Source organism: Lentibacillus salicampi (assembly GCF_004565465.1).
Classification (GTDB): Bacteria; Bacillota; Bacilli; order Bacillales; family Amphibacillaceae; genus Lentibacillus; species Lentibacillus salicampi.
The window spans coordinates 1-18,447 of sequence record NZ_SRHY01000033.1 but is presented as its reverse complement, the minus strand read 5'-3'; the positions used below and the strand labels follow the sequence as shown (position 1 = coordinate 18,447).

The 18,447-nt window shown below is 44.3% G+C and carries 16 protein-coding genes and 1 pseudogene; 13 read left to right on the top strand and 4 right to left on the bottom strand.

Annotation, left to right across the window (positions count from 1 at the left end):
- The first annotated feature begins 94 nt into the window (after nt 1–94).
- Complete coding sequence (locus E4U82_RS14855) at nt 95–1,810, top strand: ABC transporter ATP-binding protein (RefSeq protein ID WP_135110942.1); 1,716 nt, start codon at nt 95–97, stop codon at nt 1,808–1,810.
- Between the two features lie 168 nt (nt 1,811–1,978).
- Nucleotides 1,979–2,272: a 4a-hydroxytetrahydrobiopterin dehydratase gene (locus E4U82_RS14850; protein WP_135110941.1), complete on the top strand. Its 294-nt coding sequence runs from the start codon at nt 1,979–1,981 to the stop codon at nt 2,270–2,272.
- 30 nt (nt 2,273–2,302) lie between these two features.
- Here E4U82_RS14850 and E4U82_RS14845 read toward each other — a convergent pair whose 3' ends face one another.
- Nucleotides 2,303–2,854, bottom strand: coding sequence for a GNAT family N-acetyltransferase (locus E4U82_RS14845; protein WP_135110940.1), 552 nt, complete (start codon nt 2,852–2,854; stop codon nt 2,303–2,305).
- A 316-nt stretch (nt 2,855–3,170) separates the two neighbouring features.
- Here E4U82_RS14845 and E4U82_RS14840 point away from each other — a divergent pair, with 316 nt between their 5' ends.
- Complete coding sequence (locus E4U82_RS14840) at nt 3,171–4,499, top strand: S8 family peptidase (RefSeq protein WP_135110955.1); 1,329 nt, start codon at nt 3,171–3,173, stop codon at nt 4,497–4,499.
- Nucleotides 4,500–4,673: 174 nt separating this feature from the next.
- The gene (gene dacB / locus E4U82_RS14835; RefSeq protein WP_135110939.1) at nt 4,674–6,218 is read left to right on the top strand and encodes a D-alanyl-D-alanine carboxypeptidase/D-alanyl-D-alanine endopeptidase; all 1,545 of its coding nucleotides are present in this window, start codon (nt 4,674–4,676) and stop codon (nt 6,216–6,218) included.
- 181 nt (nt 6,219–6,399) lie between these two features.
- Here dacB and E4U82_RS14830 read toward each other — a convergent pair whose 3' ends face one another.
- Nucleotides 6,400–6,759 carry a Lin0512 family protein gene (locus E4U82_RS14830; protein ID WP_135110938.1) on the bottom strand — a complete coding sequence of 120 codons (360 nt, stop codon included), beginning with the start codon at nt 6,757–6,759 and terminating at the stop codon, nt 6,400–6,402.
- 139 nt (nt 6,760–6,898) lie between these two features.
- On the opposite strand from E4U82_RS14830, the gene E4U82_RS14825 reads away from it, so the two are divergent.
- The 7 genes from E4U82_RS14825 to E4U82_RS14795 all read left to right on the top strand — a co-directional run bounded on the left by E4U82_RS14825 (nt 6,899) and on the right by E4U82_RS14795 (nt 11,766).
- Entirely contained in the window at nt 6,899–7,450 is a 552-nt protein-coding gene (locus E4U82_RS14825; protein WP_135110937.1) for an O-acetyl-ADP-ribose deacetylase, read from the top strand.
- Between the two features lie 404 nt (nt 7,451–7,854).
- The gene (locus E4U82_RS14820) at nt 7,855–8,469 is read left to right on the top strand and encodes a YpjP family protein (RefSeq protein ID WP_135110936.1); all 615 of its coding nucleotides are present in this window, start codon (nt 7,855–7,857) and stop codon (nt 8,467–8,469) included.
- A 130-nt stretch (nt 8,470–8,599) separates the two neighbouring features.
- The gene (locus E4U82_RS14815; protein WP_135110935.1) at nt 8,600–9,766 is read left to right on the top strand and encodes a TraB/GumN family protein; all 1,167 of its coding nucleotides are present in this window, start codon (nt 8,600–8,602) and stop codon (nt 9,764–9,766) included.
- Nucleotides 9,767–9,790: 24 nt separating this feature from the next.
- Nucleotides 9,791–10,072: a hypothetical protein gene (locus E4U82_RS14810; protein WP_135110934.1), complete on the top strand. Its 282-nt coding sequence runs from the start codon at nt 9,791–9,793 to the stop codon at nt 10,070–10,072.
- 262 nt (nt 10,073–10,334) lie between these two features.
- Entirely contained in the window at nt 10,335–11,081 is a 747-nt protein-coding gene (gene map, locus E4U82_RS14805) for a type I methionyl aminopeptidase (RefSeq protein WP_135110933.1), read from the top strand.
- A 137-nt stretch (nt 11,082–11,218) separates the two neighbouring features.
- Nucleotides 11,219–11,485, top strand: a complete 267-nt coding sequence (locus E4U82_RS14800) for a hypothetical protein (RefSeq protein WP_135110932.1) — start codon at nt 11,219–11,221, stop codon at nt 11,483–11,485.
- Entirely contained in the window at nt 11,485–11,766 is a 282-nt protein-coding gene (locus E4U82_RS14795; RefSeq protein ID WP_135110931.1) for a hypothetical protein, read from the top strand. The genes E4U82_RS14800 and E4U82_RS14795 overlap by 1 nt, the downstream gene beginning before the upstream one ends.
- A 579-nt stretch (nt 11,767–12,345) precedes the next feature.
- Here E4U82_RS14795 and E4U82_RS14790 read toward each other — a convergent pair.
- Together E4U82_RS14790 and E4U82_RS14785 are read right to left on the bottom strand one after the other, a co-directional pair.
- The gene (locus tag E4U82_RS14790) at nt 12,346–13,779 is read right to left on the bottom strand and encodes an aldehyde dehydrogenase family protein (RefSeq protein ID WP_135110930.1); all 1,434 of its coding nucleotides are present in this window, start codon (nt 13,777–13,779) and stop codon (nt 12,346–12,348) included.
- 24 nt (nt 13,780–13,803) lie between these two features.
- Nucleotides 13,804–15,435: an acetolactate synthase large subunit gene (locus E4U82_RS14785; protein ID WP_135110929.1), complete on the bottom strand. Its 1,632-nt coding sequence runs from the start codon at nt 15,433–15,435 to the stop codon at nt 13,804–13,806.
- A gap of 234 nt (nt 15,436–15,669) precedes the next feature.
- Here E4U82_RS14785 and E4U82_RS14780 point away from each other — a divergent pair.
- Both E4U82_RS14780 and E4U82_RS14775 read left to right on the top strand, forming a co-directional pair.
- Nucleotides 15,670–17,083 (top strand): annotated as a pseudogene (locus E4U82_RS14780) (BCCT family transporter); the annotation flags it as partial.
- A gap of 1,070 nt (nt 17,084–18,153) precedes the next feature.
- Nucleotides 18,154–18,336, top strand: coding sequence for a hypothetical protein (locus E4U82_RS14775; RefSeq protein ID WP_135110928.1), 183 nt, complete (start codon nt 18,154–18,156; stop codon nt 18,334–18,336).
- Nucleotides 18,337–18,447 lie beyond the last annotated feature (111 nt).

The window sequence follows — 18,447 nt, the reverse complement described above, 5'->3', positions numbered from 1 at the left end:
TATACGCGCTTTCCGCGGATGAGTTTTTCCCTTTGCCAATCCTCAAGTTTCGGCTTATAATTCTTTTAGACAAACAGAAAAGGAAGTGCAGCTGTTGATCCGACGTTTTTTCTCATACTATAAGCCGCATCGGCGGTTATTTGTCATAGATTTCACCTCTGCCGTCATTGTGGCAATTCTGGAACTCGCTTTTCCGATTGCCGTTCAGGAATTTATCGACCGGCTTTTGCCAAGCAATAACTGGGATTTAATTGTGCTCGTCAGTATTGGACTCTTCATCGTTTATTTGCTCAGTACATTTTTACAATACGTCGTCACTTATCTGGGGCATAAGCTTGGTGTTAACATCGAAACGGATATGCGTCAGGATTTGTTCCAGCATGTACAGCGACAGTCATTTAAATTTTTCGACAACACCAAAACGGGCCATATTATGAGCCGGATTACCAATGACTTGTTTGACATCGGTGAACTGGCCCATCATGGACCGGAAGATTTCTTTATCGCTGCCATGACATTTGTCGGGGCGTTTTGGATTATGTTCCTGCAAAATGCACAGCTTGCCTTGATTATTTTAATCACCGTGCCCTTTTTAATTTTCCTGATCGCTTACAGTAACATTAAAATGAGCAAGGCATGGCGTGCGATGTACCGCGATATTGCCGATGTAAATGCTCGTGTGGAGGATGCGGTCTCAGGTGTCCGCGTTGTCCAATCGTTTACAAATGAAGAACATGAAATGGAGCGGTTTACGAAAGATAATTACCGTTTTCGCAAAGCAAAATTGGGCGCTTATCGGGTGATGGCGTTTGTGAATTCAAATATCTATATGATGATGCGGCTGGTTATTTTGATTGTGCTTGTCGTCGGCGCTTGGCTGACATTCAATGACCGGATGTCGTATGGCGAACTTGTCGGGTTCGTGCTTTATGTCAACGTGTTGTTCAAACCGATTGAGAAAATCAGTGCTTTGCTTGAGCTCTACCCGAAAGGTATGGCTGGGTTCAGGCGGTTCATCGATCTTCTGGATATTGCACCTGATGTGGTTGACCGGAAAGACGCCGTCGCTGTGGATACATTCAAAGGTGATATCACGTTTCATGATGTCACGTTCGGATATGAAAAAACGCAGGCGCCGGTTTTGAAAGATTTGCGCTTTGACATTCATAAAGGTGAAACTATTGCTTTTGTCGGTCCGTCCGGTGCTGGGAAAACGACGATCAGCTCACTGATCCCCCGATTTTATGATGTGGAAGACGGAAGCATCACGATCGACGGGATGGATATACGGGACATGACGAAGAAATCCCTGCGCAATCAGATCGGCATTGTCCAGCAGGATGTATTTTTGTTTACGGGGACGCTGAGGGAAAATATTGCTTATGGGAAGCTTGATGCGAACGATGGGGAAATCGAACATGCTGCCCGTCAGGCTCATATGGAGGCATTTATCCGGGAGCTCCCGGATGGTTACGAAACCCAGGTTGGTGAACGAGGTCTGAAACTTTCAGGTGGTCAAAAACAGCGGATTGCCATTGCTCGGATGTTCTTGAAAGACCCAACCATTTTAATTCTCGATGAAGCAACATCTGCTTTGGATACCGAAACCGAAACGATTATCCAGCAGGCGCTGGCCGATCTGTCCAAAGACCGGACAACCCTCGTGATAGCCCACCGGCTGGCAACGATTCGAAATGCTGACCGAATTATGGTTGTTACGAAAAACGGCATTGAGGAAGAAGGCAGCCATAAAGAATTACTGGAGCATGATGGGATATTCGCGCACTTGCATGAGGTGCAGATGCGCTGATTGTCCGTACTTTAGGGTTAATGGGAGCGTGTTTATCCAGAAGTTATCCCCAAAATCCTGTGGATGAACTGTGGATAGTATGCTGACTGATGTATATCGTATGGAAATTTGCTAAACTGGAGATAACAGCATGACTCGTGCTAACCATAAACGAATGGAGGCGGAATCATGGAACGTTTAAGTGAAGAACAGATTGAAAAGGAACTGGAAAAACTGCCCGACTGGAAACGGCTTGATGAAAAGTGGATTGGACGACGTTATCGTTTTAAGGACTATTTGGATGGGGTACGTTTTGTTGATAAGGTGGCTGAATACGCTGAAGGCAAACACCATCATCCGTTCATATCGATTGACTACAAAATCGTGACCATGAAAATTTCATCGTGGCAGATGAAAGGACTGACCGACCTCGATTTTGAAATGGTTCATCATTTCGATGAACTTTATGCGGGCGATCAATAGGAAAATGCGGGCATGTTGCTGCCCGCATTTCTACTGTTTCCGGTTATTCCACTCCTGTGCCAGTATGCCATAAACAACATGGTCGACATAGTGGTCATACAGCCATTCCGCCTGGCGGATTTGCCCTTCCTGCTCAAAGCCGAGTCGCTCGGGAATGGCCCGACTTTTTTGATTGCCGGAAGCTGCACGGATTTCGATGCGATTCAGCTCCAGCGAATTAAACGCATAATCAATCAGACCGCTGACAGCGCGGGTCATGATGCCCTTTCCCTCATAACTGCTGCCGAGCCAATAGCCAATTGTACCGATGCTGTTTCTCCAGTTGAAGTCATTGAAGCCCACAACGCCGGCAAGTTCACCATGATACAAGATCCCAGTGGTGAGCCCGCTCCGCTCGGCAAATTGCTTCAAAGTTGATTCAATAAACGACTTGGAATCGTCGGCTGTTTTGGTGAGGTCGACCCACGCCAACCAAGGTCGCAATGTTTCCCTTGATTCCTCCGTCAGCTGGAATAAAGGAGCCGCATCGTGAATTTCCAGATGTTTAAGAGCCATTTCCTCGTCAATTTCAAATAAAAACATATCATGCGCCCCCTGTTTTAAAGTATGTGTTCAAAAAGGAGGATAAAAAGAACTGTCATCGGCTAAGTTCGCGACAACAATCGCAACGCCGATATTAGCACGTCCTGTGCGTCGAAGTTTGATGTGTCATGTTTACCGGACCTTTTGAACAACCTTTTCAAGTTGAAAACTATTTTACCAGTTTTGCCGGACTTATCAAGCAGAATTTTGAAGTTTGCCAAATATATTGAATCAGCCTGTTTTACTTTCGGAATGTGCGTGTACCGTTGCTGCAGTGCCACACTTTCATAGATTAAATGTGAAAGGTGGTGGCAGAATGTTTGGCTATTCGATGGTCCAAACGATACGTGCCCATGCAGATAAAATGGATAAACATCTGCGGGGTGAAATACTGAATTTGTATAAACCGTTCAGGTGGACGCCTTGTTTTCTGCACAAGATGCTGGAAGGCTCGCTGAAACGGTTCAGGAAACTATCACTAATTATAGAGTTTAAGGAGGGGTGTTATCACAACGGCTTTCGTGAAGTCAGAAGAGTAACGGGGAAAGGCATGCGGCATAAATTTCGCTGTGCGTTTCCGCGGGTCTCTTGCTGCAGTGTGGATATCACACCGAAAGGGTTTGAAGATCTGTTATCAAATTGCCATCATATCAGGCGGGTTTATATGAACCGGGAAGTTCATGCCCTAATGGATGTGGCGACAGATGCGATTAACGCAAGCGATGTCGTTTATAACAATACAGAACTCTCAGGAGAAGACGTCTCAATAGCAATTATTGATACAGGCATCCACCCACATCAGGATCTGTCCGGCCGGATTAAAGCATTTACTGATTTGGTCAATAACCGGACCGATCCGTATGATGATAATGGGCATGGTACCCATTGTGCAGGTGATGCTGCTGGAGATGGATCCGCTTCATCAGGCAAATACCGCGCGCCTGCCCACAAGGCGAATCTGATCGGTGTCAAGGTGCTGAACCGAATGGGGTCCGGTTCACTTGAGACCGTTATGCAAGGAGTTGACTGGTGCATCCAGTATAATGAAGATCACCCGGACGATCCGATTGATATCATCAGCATGTCGCTTGGAAGTGACCCCGGTTCTTATAACAATGAAGATGACGATCCCGTGGTCAAAGCTGTCGAAAAGGCCTGGGATGAAGGAATCATCATGTGTGTTGCAGCAGGAAACTCCGGACCAGAGCCGCAAACCATCGCCAGCCCGGGTGTCAGTGATCAGGTGATTACTGTTGGTGCGCTTGATGACAACGATACAGCAGATACACGTGAAGATGACACGGTTGCTGAGTTTTCCGGAAGAGGCCCGACAGTTTATGGTGTGGTGAAGCCTGATATATTGGCTCCAGGCGCCGATATTATATCGCTCCGTGCCCCGGGTTCCTATCTTGATAAATTACAAAAATCAAGCCAGGTCGGGAATGATTATTTCACAATGTCAGGCACGTCCATGGCGACACCGATCTGTGCGGGTGCTGTTGCCTTAATGAAACAGGCTTATCCGAATGCCTCTCCTGATGGGCTGAAAAACCGTTTGAAAAACGGAGCCGATCTCTGGACGGATAGGGACCCGAATGTATACGGCGCAGGTTATTTGAATGTGGAGAATGCTATCAAGGAATAATAATTGGCAGGTTACGGCCTGCCTCTTTTTATGTTTTTAACCCATACCTCCTGGTTGGTGGCTAAATATTAAGTATTGTAGTTAAAAAGAACGATTTTTTAAAAAATTGGAGAAATCAATAAAAAATTTTATTATAATGGAAATATTACAAATAATAAAGGGTGTGAGGAAGAAATGTTTGTACGACGTTGTGGGAAGAAATGTTTTCTCCTTTTCCTGCTGGCATTGCTTGTTTTGTTTCCGTTTACCAGCCAGGAGCAATCGTTTGTGTCAGCATCCAAAGAAACGGCAGAAAGACCGGAGCAAACAACGCAGATTCAAGCAACGAATGAAGATAAGGATCTTTCGGACAAGCTTGACGCAATCCTTAGTCACAGCAGTCTGGATGGAACCAGTGTGAGTGTCAGTGTCCGGACATCGGACGACGGGGAACTGTTGTATGAACATAATGGCGACCTAAGGCTACATCCAGCGTCCAACATGAAATTGCTGTCGGGTGCAGCGGCTATGGAAACGCTGGGCGGAGACTACCAATTGACGACCGAAGTGCTCACGGATGGTGATGTGCGTGGTAAAGTCCTTCATGGGGATGTGTATCTTAAGGGAAAAGGTGATCCGACCCTGATGAAGGAAGATCTCGATCAGTTTGCCGCTGAATTGAAAGGTATGGGCATCAAAAATATTAAAGGTGATCTGATCGGTGACGACACATGGTATGATGATGTGCGTCTGTCACTTGACCTGAATTGGTCGGACGAGCCATTTTATACGGGCGCCCAGGTGTCAGCTTTAACACTGTCACCGAATGAAGATTATGATGCAGGCACTGTCATTGTTGACGCGCACCCGGCTGATGAGACCGGTGAAAAGGCGGACGTAACGGTTACACCGGCCAATGATTATGTCACGATCGTTAATAACACGGAAACCGTTAAAGCCGGGGAAACGAAAGATATTTCCATTGAGCGGGAGCATGGATCAAATGATATTGTCGTTGAAGGAACGATACCAGTTGACGGCGCCCGGTCCAGATCATGGGTATCGGTATGGGAGCCGACCGGATATGCTGTGGATGTTTTCAAAAAATCACTCGAGGAACATGGTCTGAAGTTCATCGGCAACAGTAGTGTCGATACCGGCAAGGCCCCGGAGGATGCGACTGTCATGGCTTCACGACAATCGATGCCGCTTGAAGAACTGTACATGCCATTTATGAAGCTGAGTAATAATGGACATGCCGAAATGCTGACGAAAGAAATGGGCAGAGTGGTCCATGATAAAGGCAGCTGGGATGCCGGCCTTGATGTGACAGAAGCATTTATCACTGATATGGGATTGGATACCGATACCATTCTTTTGCGGGATGGTTCAGGTATGTCGCATAAAAATATGATCCCGGCAAATGAATTGTCGCAGTTTTTGACAGCCATAAAGGATGAAGACTGGTTCCCGGCATTTGAAAACTCCCTGCCTGTCGCGGGTGCACCGGAACGCTTAGTTGGTGGTACACTCCGCTACCGGATGACCGAGGAACCGGCACAGGGCAATGTGGTTGCCAAGACCGGCTCATTGACCGGTGTTTCAACGTTGTCCGGCTATGTCACATCCCGGGATGGTGAAAAGCTGGTATTTTCCATTATGCTGAACAATTATTTGGGGAGTTCAGATACAGCGATTGAAGATGCGATTGCTACCGCATTGGCAGGACACGCGTTCTAAAATGTATAGGGGATCCCAGTTTTTTGGGATCCGCGATATTAATACAACGTAAAAACCTCCTGCCCGAACAATTAGACAGCGAAGAAAACGAGTTGAGGAAATAGCAGATGCGCTTATAGAACTCAAAAAACCAACCTGACTGGCAGATTGGTTTTTGAAGGGAAATGCCTGTAATTCACCTTTAATAACCGACTTCAACGGCAGCGTTCACTATATACATTAAGTCATTTTCATCGTGTTTGTCGTCCAGCATGATACCGCTTGAAGTGGCCATACCGCCATCTGTGACATCCACGGTGACCGAACCATACGGAATGCTGTCTCTTATTTGATCAACAGCTAGCCTTTCCCGGTCAAGCGGTACGGCTAGCCGGATGTTCACTTGCATGTTCTCAAGCTTTCCATCCGGAAGGCTTTTTTCAATTCCAGGCATTGAGTTGGCGTAAATAGCATCTTCAACGGCACGCACTGAAGCCTTCGTGATATCCTGTCCATGAACATCAATACCGCTTCCTGTCTGGATGAAGAGAATGTGTTCCATTAGCTAGGATGCTCCTTTGTCATGATATTTCTTGCAGGACACTTCCCGTATGATCGAGCCCCGAAACATTTCGGTGGTATATGTTGAAAAACCTTTCGTTATACCCGAAAATGAAACTAAGTCAGGAAAGGATGGTTTGATGAAAACCTGTATTAACGGAAACACACTTGAGCTGATCACGGGTGACATAATACAGCAGCAGACAGACGCGATTGTCAACGCCGCCAACGGGACGCTCATGGGCGGTGGTGGCGTCGACGGTGCGATTCACCGGGCAGCCGGGCAGGGGTTGCTGGCAGAATGTAAACAAGTTCGGAAACAACAGCTTAATAGCGATCACTTGCCGACTGGGGAAGCCGTTATCACGGGCGGCTATCATCTCCCGGCGAAATATGTGATTCATACCGTGGGACCGGTTTGGAACGAACATGCTGCTGATCAGGAAACCCAGCTTGCCGCTTGTTACCGGAACTCTCTTGAGCTTGCAATGAAAAATAAAGCATCCAGTATTGCATTCCCTTCAATTTCCACAGGTGTGTATAGATTTCCGGTCGATTTGGCTGCCAAAACAGCTTTGCAAACCATCATTGATTTTTTAAAAGACGATGATTTCGGCAGTGTGGTGATGGTGCTATTTTCAGAAAAGGATTATCAAGCCTATGAGGCCGAATTAAATAAGATTTTAGAGTGATAGCAGGGGTACACCTCAGTGGAGAAAGTGTGTAAAACATGTTTCATTTTCATTATAACGTCGAAACGAATAAGTTATGGACGACCTTATAGAGGCTGTTCAAAAAGTCCGGTGAAAATGGCGCATCGAGTTTCTTCGTTGGCTTGTTTCTCCGCTGCTCGAAACAGCGCCGCGTTGAACTTTCGACGCACAGGACGTGCTAGTGTGCGTTGGCGATTGACGTCGCGAACTTAGCCTGCCGGTCCTTTTCATCCTCCTTTTTGAACACGCACTTATAAGTAAAACTACTCATTCACGAAAGGACAAGTGAATGCAAGTTTTTCTAAAAACCTTTAAATCCTGTGGCGTATTTGTCTGATAAATGATAAAATTTAAGGAGAAGAAACAAGAAGGAGAAAATCACGATGAAGCTTTGGATGCGGAAAATAGCAGTAGCATTGATTGCTGTTATCACATTAGGTATATACATTCCGGAATTGGATATAGATGTTGAGGCAGAGCAAAGTAAGGAAACGGCGGATCCTAATTCAGATTTGCATGAGAAAGCCATTACAGGCGATAGTGAAGCCCCGTTTCTGTCTGCAGAACTGCCAGATGAGTATACAGACATTTCAGAGCCTGATCCGATTCAGGGCTTGCGTGACAAAGCCAGGGAACAGGCCCTGGTGAAAATGGGGCCGCGGATTACAGCCAAAGTGGAGGATGAATTCCAGACTGCCATTTTGCCCAAAATGGAAGAAGCTCTACAATTGATTTTGGACGAAACAGAGACAACCGATTTTCAATATTACAGTATCACCGAGCAGCCATCTGATGGTTTGGGTGAACGGATTTTTAACATTTATGATGAACGGACCGGGAAAGACATTGCAAGGTTCGATGTCAGACGCGAAAACCGCCCCATGGAGGGCTACTGGTTCAACTTTCACTATCATGTCAAGCGTGATGGGTTTGAACGCCATCATGACATCGGGGATATCTACTGGGATAAAAATATTCCGCCGAAATGGATGGCCTGATAAGAGAAGCCTGGTCTCACACCGGGCTTTTTGCATGGAATGACGCAGGCTCATTTCAATTTGGCATATTGCCGGACACGCAGTATAATAGTGTCTATGGTTAATAGGGTACATGACAGGAGCTAACGATATGTCTGAAGAAAATTTGACGAGAATTCATCTGGATGATAAAGAATACATACTGATTGGGACGGCGCACGTGTCCAAAAATAGTGCGGAACAGGTTAAGGACGTAATTGATACAGAACAACCGGATGCTGTTTGTATCGAGCTGGATCAGCAGCGGTACAAGTCGGTTACAGAAGGTAATAAATGGAAGGACATGGATATTTTCCAGGTTATCAAAGAACGGAAGGCCACTTTACTGCTGATGAACCTGGCCATTTCCTCTTTCCAGAAGCGCATGGCCAAACAGTTCGGGATCAACGCCGGCCAGGAGATGATTCAGGGGATTGAATCAGCGAAAGAAATCGACGCGGAACTGGTGCTGGCTGACCGTGATATCCAAATCACCTTTTCACGTATCTGGGGCAATCTTGGTTTCAAAGGAAAAACGATGCTCCTGATGCAAGTGATCGGCAGCATTTTCAGCCGGGAGACGATTTCTGAAGAGGAACTGGAAAAGCTCAAATCAAAAGATATGCTCGATAGTATGCTGGAGGAGTTTACCGAACATTTTCCGCGGTTGAAGAAACCGCTAATCGATGAACGTGACCAGTACCTTTCCGAAAAAATCAGGAAGGCACCGGGTGAGAAGGTGGTTGCTGTTTTAGGTGCAGCGCACGTCCCGGGTATTACGAAAGAGATCAAGCAAGAACATGATTTACAACGACTCAGTGCCCGGCCGCCGAAGTCAAAGGTACCGAAGATTATCGGCTGGTCGATCCCGATTTTGATCATCGCCATTATCGCGTACACATTTATGACAAATCCAGCAGCAGGGTGGCAGCAGACGGTCAGCTGGATTTTATGGAATGGCAGTTTGTCGGCGCTTGGGACAGCTATTGCTTTGGGACATCCATTGACGATTTTGACCGCTTTTCTCGCTGCCCCGATATCGTCATTGAATCCGCTGATTGCAGCAGGTTGGTTTGCCGGCATTGTTCAGGCAATGATCCGCAAACCGCATGTCAGTGATTTTGAACAATTAGCTGAGGATGTTCATAGTGTGAAAGGCTTTTGGCATAATAAAGTAACGCGCATCCTCTTGATTGTTGTACTGGCCAACATCGGCAGTTCGATCGGAACATTCATTGGCGGAGCAGATGTGATCAGGGTGTTCATGGAAAATCTTTAAAGCAGCGCGCGGAGGCGAATTGTTGTGAAACTGATTGCTGCACAGCCGTATGTCAAAGTGGATCGGCAAATTGCACGTACAGGGCTGTATTATGTTGAGGATGACCGTACGCTTTATTTGTATAATGACCGGATTGTGAGCAGGCATCACGCATTTCCTATTGAAAAAGTCTGGGACATGTCATACCGCCCCGTTAATGGCAAGGGCGGTCTGTTGTATTTACACACCAGCGAAGGCGTCAATGTCTATACCGTTAAACAATCACCGGAACGCTTTATTGAAATGTTCAGGGAGACAATAAAGTGAAACTTCAATTAAACAGAATCGGACATTTAAGGCCAGTTGTCCGCCGTAGTTTGGTGGGTTACTGTCCATTACATGCGGGATAAAAAAACAAGCGTTAGGTGTTTTAGGAAAATAAGGTTGTTCACTTTGAATTCAAGTTCTATACTGAAACCGGTTGTCACTCTTAAGCAATCGGGCCAGATTGTTGCAGAAAAACCTGTTCCGTTTATGTTAGAAACTATATGGAATACTAATATAAAATACATTAAAAGCGGGGATATCAATGGTTGCAAAGACTAAAAAGGATTTTGATGGATTGAAAATAATTGGTGAAATTTGTGGAGCGATTCGAGATGAATTAGTCGATAGTACGAAACCTGGAATAACCACAATAGAACTGGATGAAATTGCAAAAGAGATGTTTGAAAAGGCAGGAGCCCAATCTGCCCCAAAAGGAGAATATGATTTTCCTGGGTATACATGCATCAGTATAAATAAAGAAGTAGCGCATGGGATTCCGAAAAGGAAACGAAAAATTCATGAAGGAGACTTAGTAAACATTGATGTTTCGGGTTCAAAAAACGGATATTACGCTGATACTGGCATTTCCTTTGTAGTAGGGAAAGGAGAAGTAGAATTACAAAAAATATGTGATGTTGCTAAAGAAGCATTCAATGCTGGACTTAAGAAGGCAAAACCAGGTGCAAAAAAAAGTGCGCTTGGAAAAGCCGCACACAGTGCAGTGAAACGACATGGATTAACAGTTATAAAAAATCTTACCGGACACGGTATTGGACGTTCTCTTCACGAAGAACCAACAAATATTTTCGGTTTCAACAACCGCTGGGACGACGAAATCTTAAAAGACGGTATGGTAATTGCCTTTGAGCCTTTTGTCTCTACGTTTGAAGAGGAAGTTTACCAATCCGAGGACGACGGATGGACTTTTCTAACCAATGAAAGCTTTGTAGCCCAATATGAACATACAATTATTCTTACCAAGGAAAGACCGATTATTACTACATTATAAAAGTGCTAATACGATCGGGCGCGATTGTAGAATAAGACAGTAGCTCATTTACTTAAGTAGCCAGACTTTGGAGTTTTTAAAATACAGAAATCTTATATTGTGTTATGATAAAGAAAACACTAAGTGGCGGTGATTTTATGGGATTTATTGAATCTTCAGAAGAGCTTATGAGTCGCATAGCAAATATGGATCGTGAAAATTCAGTTTTTCAATTTTCTATCCTAGGGAAGGGAAAGTTCACCCTCGTATTACAGGAAGAGGATGAAAATTCAATTAAATCTGATATAGAAAAAAATCCTCAACTTAAACAGATGATTGAGGAAAGCAAAAGTGAATATAAAAAAGGAAAAGGTATGTCAACTTCAGAGTTATTAAATTCACTTTCTGCAAAGGATTTCGATTAGTGGGTACTAAAAATATAATATGGCTTCCAATTGTAAGAGAAAAGCTTCTACAGTTTAGGAGTGAACATTTCACAGCAGAAGAGACTCTGGAATTCATTTTTAAATTAATTATAGATATTGAGGAACTCTTAAAAAATGAGTTTGTTGGAAAGACCTATATAGAGGAATTTGGTGATTATAAAGGTCTATCACGAATCGTTTTTAGGAAATTTCGGGTTTATTACGAAAAAGATCAAGATAACATCATAGTCCTCGGTATATTATTTCCTGGTGAAAAATAAATGCTTCTTAGCAAAGCCCTAATGATATTGTAGATGGGCTTATTTTTATTGGAAAAGGTAACTGTATTAAACAATCGTGAGCTTTTGCGCAATAACAGTAAACAACTTTAATTTCATAAACACCATTGTAATGCTTGGGGTGGAATTGAAAGGTAAAGAGAGTTTTTTTAAAAAGATAAGAAAGTATAAATTTCCGGCTATATGAAGCTCTTTGTCAGCAATAGCCATGTCCAGCTCCAGCGCCCAGCAACTAGCAAACTTCACACTCCTTCACTACGATAAGTCAACATCGGTTCGCTTCCAGCTCACCGTGTTTCCTTTATCTCATTGCGAAGTGCTCCAGTTTGTACGTTGCTAAACGGGCGCTTGCGCTTTTCTTAAACTGCAGCATTTCTCAACAGAAGAATGCTGTTATTCAGCGTCAATAGTAAATAACCTTATTTTCACTTAACACTAGCAAAAAGGCTCCCAAGCAAGGGAGCCTTTTTACATTAATAAAAATTCCTGATGAAATACGCCTGTGCTGGTAAACCAGGCAAGGTTTATGGTGTTATGCACGAAAAAGGGCGGAATCCCCTTTTAATCATTCTGCTCTTTCAGTTTCAACCCGATAAATTTCACTTCGGTCATATCACTGACGGCATATTTGACACCTTCCCGGCCGACGCCGCTTTGTTTAACGCCGCCATACGGGTGGTTGTCCTGCCGGTAAGTGGAGATTTCATTAATCCAGACACCGCCCATTTCCAGTTGGTCAGCCACCCGGAAGGCCCGGTCAACATCTTTGGTGAATACACCCGCCTGTAAACCGTAAATGGAATCATTTGAGTAACCCACCACTTCTTCTTCCGTGTCAAACGGAATGACCGATACGATTGGGGCAAAGACTTCTTCGGCAATTATCTTCATGTTGCTTTCAACATTGGTCATGATGGTCGGCTTTAACACGGTACCTTCCCGCTCGCCGCCTGTTGTGACCTTGGCGCCATTTTCGACCGCGTCATCAATCCATTGTTTGGCCCGCTTGGCTTCCTCTTCACTGATCATCGGACCGATATCTGTTTTTTCGGATGCCGGGTTGCCAATGGTCAGGTCTTCCGTTGCTTTGATGTATGCTTTCAGGAAGTCATCATAAATGCCTTTTTGCACATAAACGCGCTGTGCGGAAATACAAACCTGCCCGGAAAATGAAAATGCTCCTTTGACGAGCAGCTTGACGGCTTCATTAAGACTGGCATCATCAAAAACGATATTGGGTGAATTGGAACCCAGTTCAAGCGTGACTTTTTTAAACCCGGCTGATTCTTTAATGGATCGTCCGACTGGCAGACTTCCGGTAAATGATATTTTGTGTATTTTTTCATGAGCAACCAGCTTTTCGCCAATTTCCCCTGTTCCCATCAACAGGTTAAGTGCCCCATCCGGCAGCCCGGCTTCATGAAATAGTTTCGCCAATTTGTGTGCGGACACTGGTGTTTTTTCAGCAGGCTTGAACACAATGGTATTCCCTGCTGCAATGGCCGGTGCAAGTTTATGCAGGGACAAGTTCAATGGAAAGTTGAATGGGGTGATAGCTGCGACAACGCCGAGTGGGATGTGTTTAACCAGTCCGAGGCGTCCGTCCCCGTCGACCGCTGCATCCATTGGGATTACTTCACCTGCGATATGTTTCGCTTCCTCAGAGGCGAAGCGGAGCACTTGGATTGCGCGTTGTACCTCACCGCGACTAAAAAAAATCGGTTTGCCGGCCTCTTTCATAATGGTTTCAGCAAAATCATCCGCCCGTTCTTCCATTAAATCAGCCGTTTTGCGTAATATGTCTGAACGCTTATGTGCCGGCATGTCTTTCATCGTTTCATGAAAGGTATCAAACGCACTGGAGACAGCACTCTCAAATTCATCATCCGATGCCAGTGCAATTTCCTCTACTGTCTCCCCGTTATACGGGTTTTTTACATCAACTGATTCATTGCTTGTATTTATCTCTTTACCATTAATAATTGATCCTATCATGGCAGATGGCCTCCTTTCGAAATGTCAGCAAATAATATTGCCGAGTTTTTCGGTTAATTTCATATTTTCGCTGTAATCAACCGGACAGTCGATAAAGACCGGTTTATTCATGGCGACGGCCTTTTCCAACGCTGATTTTAATTCGTCTGTTTTGGTGATGGTCATCACCTCAAATCCGTACGATCCAGCAAGTTGTTGGTAATCCGGGTTGCCGAATTTGATATACGATGCCCGGTCAAATTTCTTTACCTGATGCCATTCAATCAGCCCGTAACCACCATCGCGCCACATCAGTACAATGATTGGCAGCTCAAGCCGTTTGGCCGTTTCCAGTTCAGCACCGGTCATCTGAAATGAACCATCACCACAAACAGCGACAACATGGCGCTCCGGATGGACCATTTTTGCGGCAATTGCACTTGGCACAGCAACCCCCATTGAGGCAAGCCCATTGGAAATCAGACAGGTATTCGGCTGATACGTGTGATACATGCGAGCCATCCACATTTTATGGGCGCCGACATCCGATATGGCGATATCGTCTTCATTTAAAACGGCGCGCAAATCGGATATGATCTTTTGTGGCTTCACCGGAAAATGAGCGTCATCGCGAAACGATTCCAATTCATTAAGTGCCTGTTCTCTGATGTTGGCTGCCCACTTGGCATCGCGGTTTGCGTTTTGGATGTTTTGGCCCAGCTGCCGCAAATTCTCCGAGATATCACCCAAAACATTGAGGGCTGCCGGATAATTGGCGTCTGTTTCAGCCTCTTCGGTGTCCATGTGAATGATCGGCGTGTTACTCCGGTTCCAGTTTTTCGGCGGGTATTCCGCCATATCAAATCCAACCGTCAAAATGAGGTCGGCTTTGTTAAAACCGCACGTAATATAATCATTGCCGCCGATGCCTGCTGTGAGAAGACTCAGATTATCTTCCCAGGAAAGAGCGCCTTTGCCCATGAACGAATGGACCACAGGAATATGCACTTTTTGCACGAACGTCCGGAACTCTTCAGTCGCCTGCTGCCGGCTGATGCCATTACCGGCAAGAATGAGCGGGTTTTCCGCCTGTTCAATCATGTTGACAGCCTGTTCGATTACCCCCTCATGTGCTTTCGTATGCGGACGTTCATTCGTCATGAGCGGTGTTGTCTCATCGATCTCTAAACTCGCGACATTTTCTGGTAGATCGATATGTGTCGCTCCCCACTTTTCCTGGCCAGCGACCTGAAACGCTTTGCGGACCACTTCCGGCGTGATTTCCCCTGATTTGATCTGGGCATTCCACTTGGTCACCGGCTCATACATATTAATCAGGTCATAATACTGATGGGAAATTTTATGATGCCGGTCAAGACCTGCCTGGCCGGTGATGGCGACAAGCGGCGCGTGGTCCATATTGGCGTTGGCAACACCGGTCATCAGGTTCGTGGCACCCGGTCCAAGTGTCGCGAGGCAGACACCGGGATCCCCTGTTAGGCGGCCGTATGTAGCGGCCATAAAGGCGGCGCTCGTTTCGTGATGTGTGACGATAAAGTCGATATCGGAATCAGAAAACGCATCCATCAGATCGATATTTTCTTCCCCGGGTACGCCAAAGACGTATTCGACACCTTCCCGCTCTAAACATTTGACGAGTAATTCTGCGACGTTCATTCGCATCCATCCTTTGTCAGATTTACTTTCAATAGTTTTTGCCAAAGCTCAAGAATTATGAGTCCAAAAATTAGTGGAATTCAATGGGAGGCATCATGTCGACGAACCCGATTGTTCTATGATAAAGTTTAAGATGTTTCGGTTGGGGTAAAGTAATCTTAAGGATTTTTGTTTCTCTTCATCGGTGCTACATAGAAAAAGCAAGATCAAAATTCAGAATGGAAAGGAACGTTTATGAAGAAAAAAGAAACGTATATGAATCCGGTATTTTTTATTTCCGCCATTATTGTAGGGTTACTGGTGATCATCGGCGCATTTATGCCGGAACAGTTTGGCACAGTCGCACAAACACTTTTTGATTTTACAACGGTTAACTTCGGGTGGTTGTATTTACTGGCCGTATTTATTATCATCGTGTTCCTTGTCAGCATTTCCATCAGCAAACATGGGAAAACGCGATTAGGAGCTTCTGATTCACGTCCTGAATATCCTTTTTTACATGGATTGGGATGCTGTTTTCCGCCGGCTTTGGGGTATCGCTTGTATTCTGGAGTGTTGCCGAGCCGATGAGTCACTTTTTTTTACGCCATTCCCCGATCTGGAAGCGCAGACAGAGGAAGCAGCAAGGGTCGCAATGGGCTATTCCTTTTTTCACTGGGGCATCAGCCAGTGGGCCGTCTTTGCGATTGCCGGTTTAGCGATTGCCTTTATTCAATTCAGAGAAAAAAGAAGGGGATTAGTCTCCGTTGCCATTGAACCTGTCGTCGGAAAAAACAAAGGTGTAGCGAATGTGGTTAATATTTTGGCTGTCATCGCTACCGTAATGGGTGTTGCGACAACCGTCGGCCTATCATTTATTCAGCTGAACGGCGGGTTGTCCTCCGTATTCGGCATACCCAATCATATTGGGGTCCAAGTCATTATAGCGCTTGTCATGCTGGCAGCATACCTGACCTCTACGATCACAGGCCTGGATAAAGGCATCAAGTGGCTGAGTAATGTGAATCTGGGGCTGGCATTGCTCATTATGGTCATCGTATTTTTCCTGGGACCAACCGTGTTTATTTTAAACACCTTCGTTCTCGGAATGGGTGATTATATTTCCAGTTTCGTACAGTACAGTTTGCGCCTGACACCATATACAGGCAATGAATGGGTTGATCAGTGGACCATATTCTATTGGGCATGGGCCATTGCCTGGTCGCCATTTGTCGGCGCATTTGTCGCACGGGTGTCCAGGGGCAGAACCATCCGTGAATTTATCGGCGGTGTGATGATCGTTCCACCAGCAATTGCCTGTGTTTGGATTGCCGTGTTTGGCGGAACGGCAGTCTATAGTGATTTAAATAATGGAACGCAAATCGCTGAAGCTGTCAATGAAGACGTCACGGTTGCTTTGTTTGAAGCCTTGGGTGTAGTTCCGTTTACAGACATCCTATCAATTATATCGATCTTGCTTATTTTTACATTCATGGTAACATCTGCCGATTCGGCCAGTTATATTTTAGGCAGCATGACATCCAAAGGGAGTCTAAATCCGGCATTGATAACGAAAGTCATTTGGGGTGTCTTTATTACAGCAATCGCGCTTGTATTATTATTTACAGGCGGGTTAAACGCATTGCAGACCGCCTCGCTAACTGCAGCATTGCCATTTACAGTGATCCTCCTGATTATGGTTGTTGCGATATTTAAAGGAATCCAAAGGGAATATAAACCGAAAAATAAAGATAGAAGCAGTTAAAAGATCATTCTTTTAACTGCTTTTTTTTGGGTAACTATGAAGCCGATCATTCCTGCCATAATAGTGTGTAAACCCACTCTCTATCATTCAATACTATTTCAGCTGAACCTAAGATGACGTAAAAAAGGACTCCTCCAATTCATGCGCAATTGCGTGAATAATTTTACCGGGAGACGGTATCTTAAAAAGTCTCCATGCATAGGCTGTATTAATCAGCCACTGGATGGAGGAATAACATGAATATACTCAATAAAGTGAAGGATCATCGTGAGGAAGAACGGCGCCTTAAGTGGGAAGGGACTTTTGCCGTAGTGCCTATAGCTAACTATACATAACCGCTCCAATATTAAAAGAATGCAAACAATCCTTTTTGGTATCGAAACATACTATCATACTATTTACTTTTAATATAGATAATCGTATGTATGATCAAAACCATTGCAATCACTCCCAATATGATGTTAGAAACAAATAAAGTGCCATTTAATTCCTTCAATAGATTCAAATGACTCTCAAATTCTGTTGTATATTCTCCGCCTACGTTTCGTATCGCATCCCTAATTGAATTGAATTGACTATCAGTCATCATAATTCACTCCTTATACTCCTTATTATTTTACCATTTATTATCAGATATAAATTTTAGCATGTCAAGATTTTTATGTGAGAAGATTTTTATTATTAAGTTTTATATAGAAGTATATTAATAAATCGCCGTAAATAGATGCCGTTTTAATGGTATTCTTTTATTTTTAGTTTACATTCAATTATCTGTAACTGCATACTGAAAATATAAAATACAGAAATAGAAAGATACTTAGATTTGTAGATATATAGTCAATTCGAACCAAACCAAATAGGTATATTTTACCTTTTTTTCAAGAACATATTTACTTTTATCACGTTTTTATTTTATAATTTTCATACTAGGACAAATTCTTAGTATAATATAATATTTGGGGAGGAGAAATTGAATGATGAAAAAGTTGTTGACAATTTTAGGCGTTGTAATTATGGTAGCCTCACTGTTTGCACCTACGAGTTTTGCAGCAAGTCCGGCTATAAATTCGGAAGATGAGTTCACAGTTACGATTAAAGGAATTGAGTTTGTAGTACCATACAATAAAGAAGATGTAACTGTTGTGTTTGGCAAGTGAAAAGTACATAAGTTGGCAATACTTTTTTACATAACCTTGCCAGCCAGTTTATCCCTGCGATTGCGAATGAATTTCTTATTAATTTTTCAAGGTACAAACGGAATTCGTCAT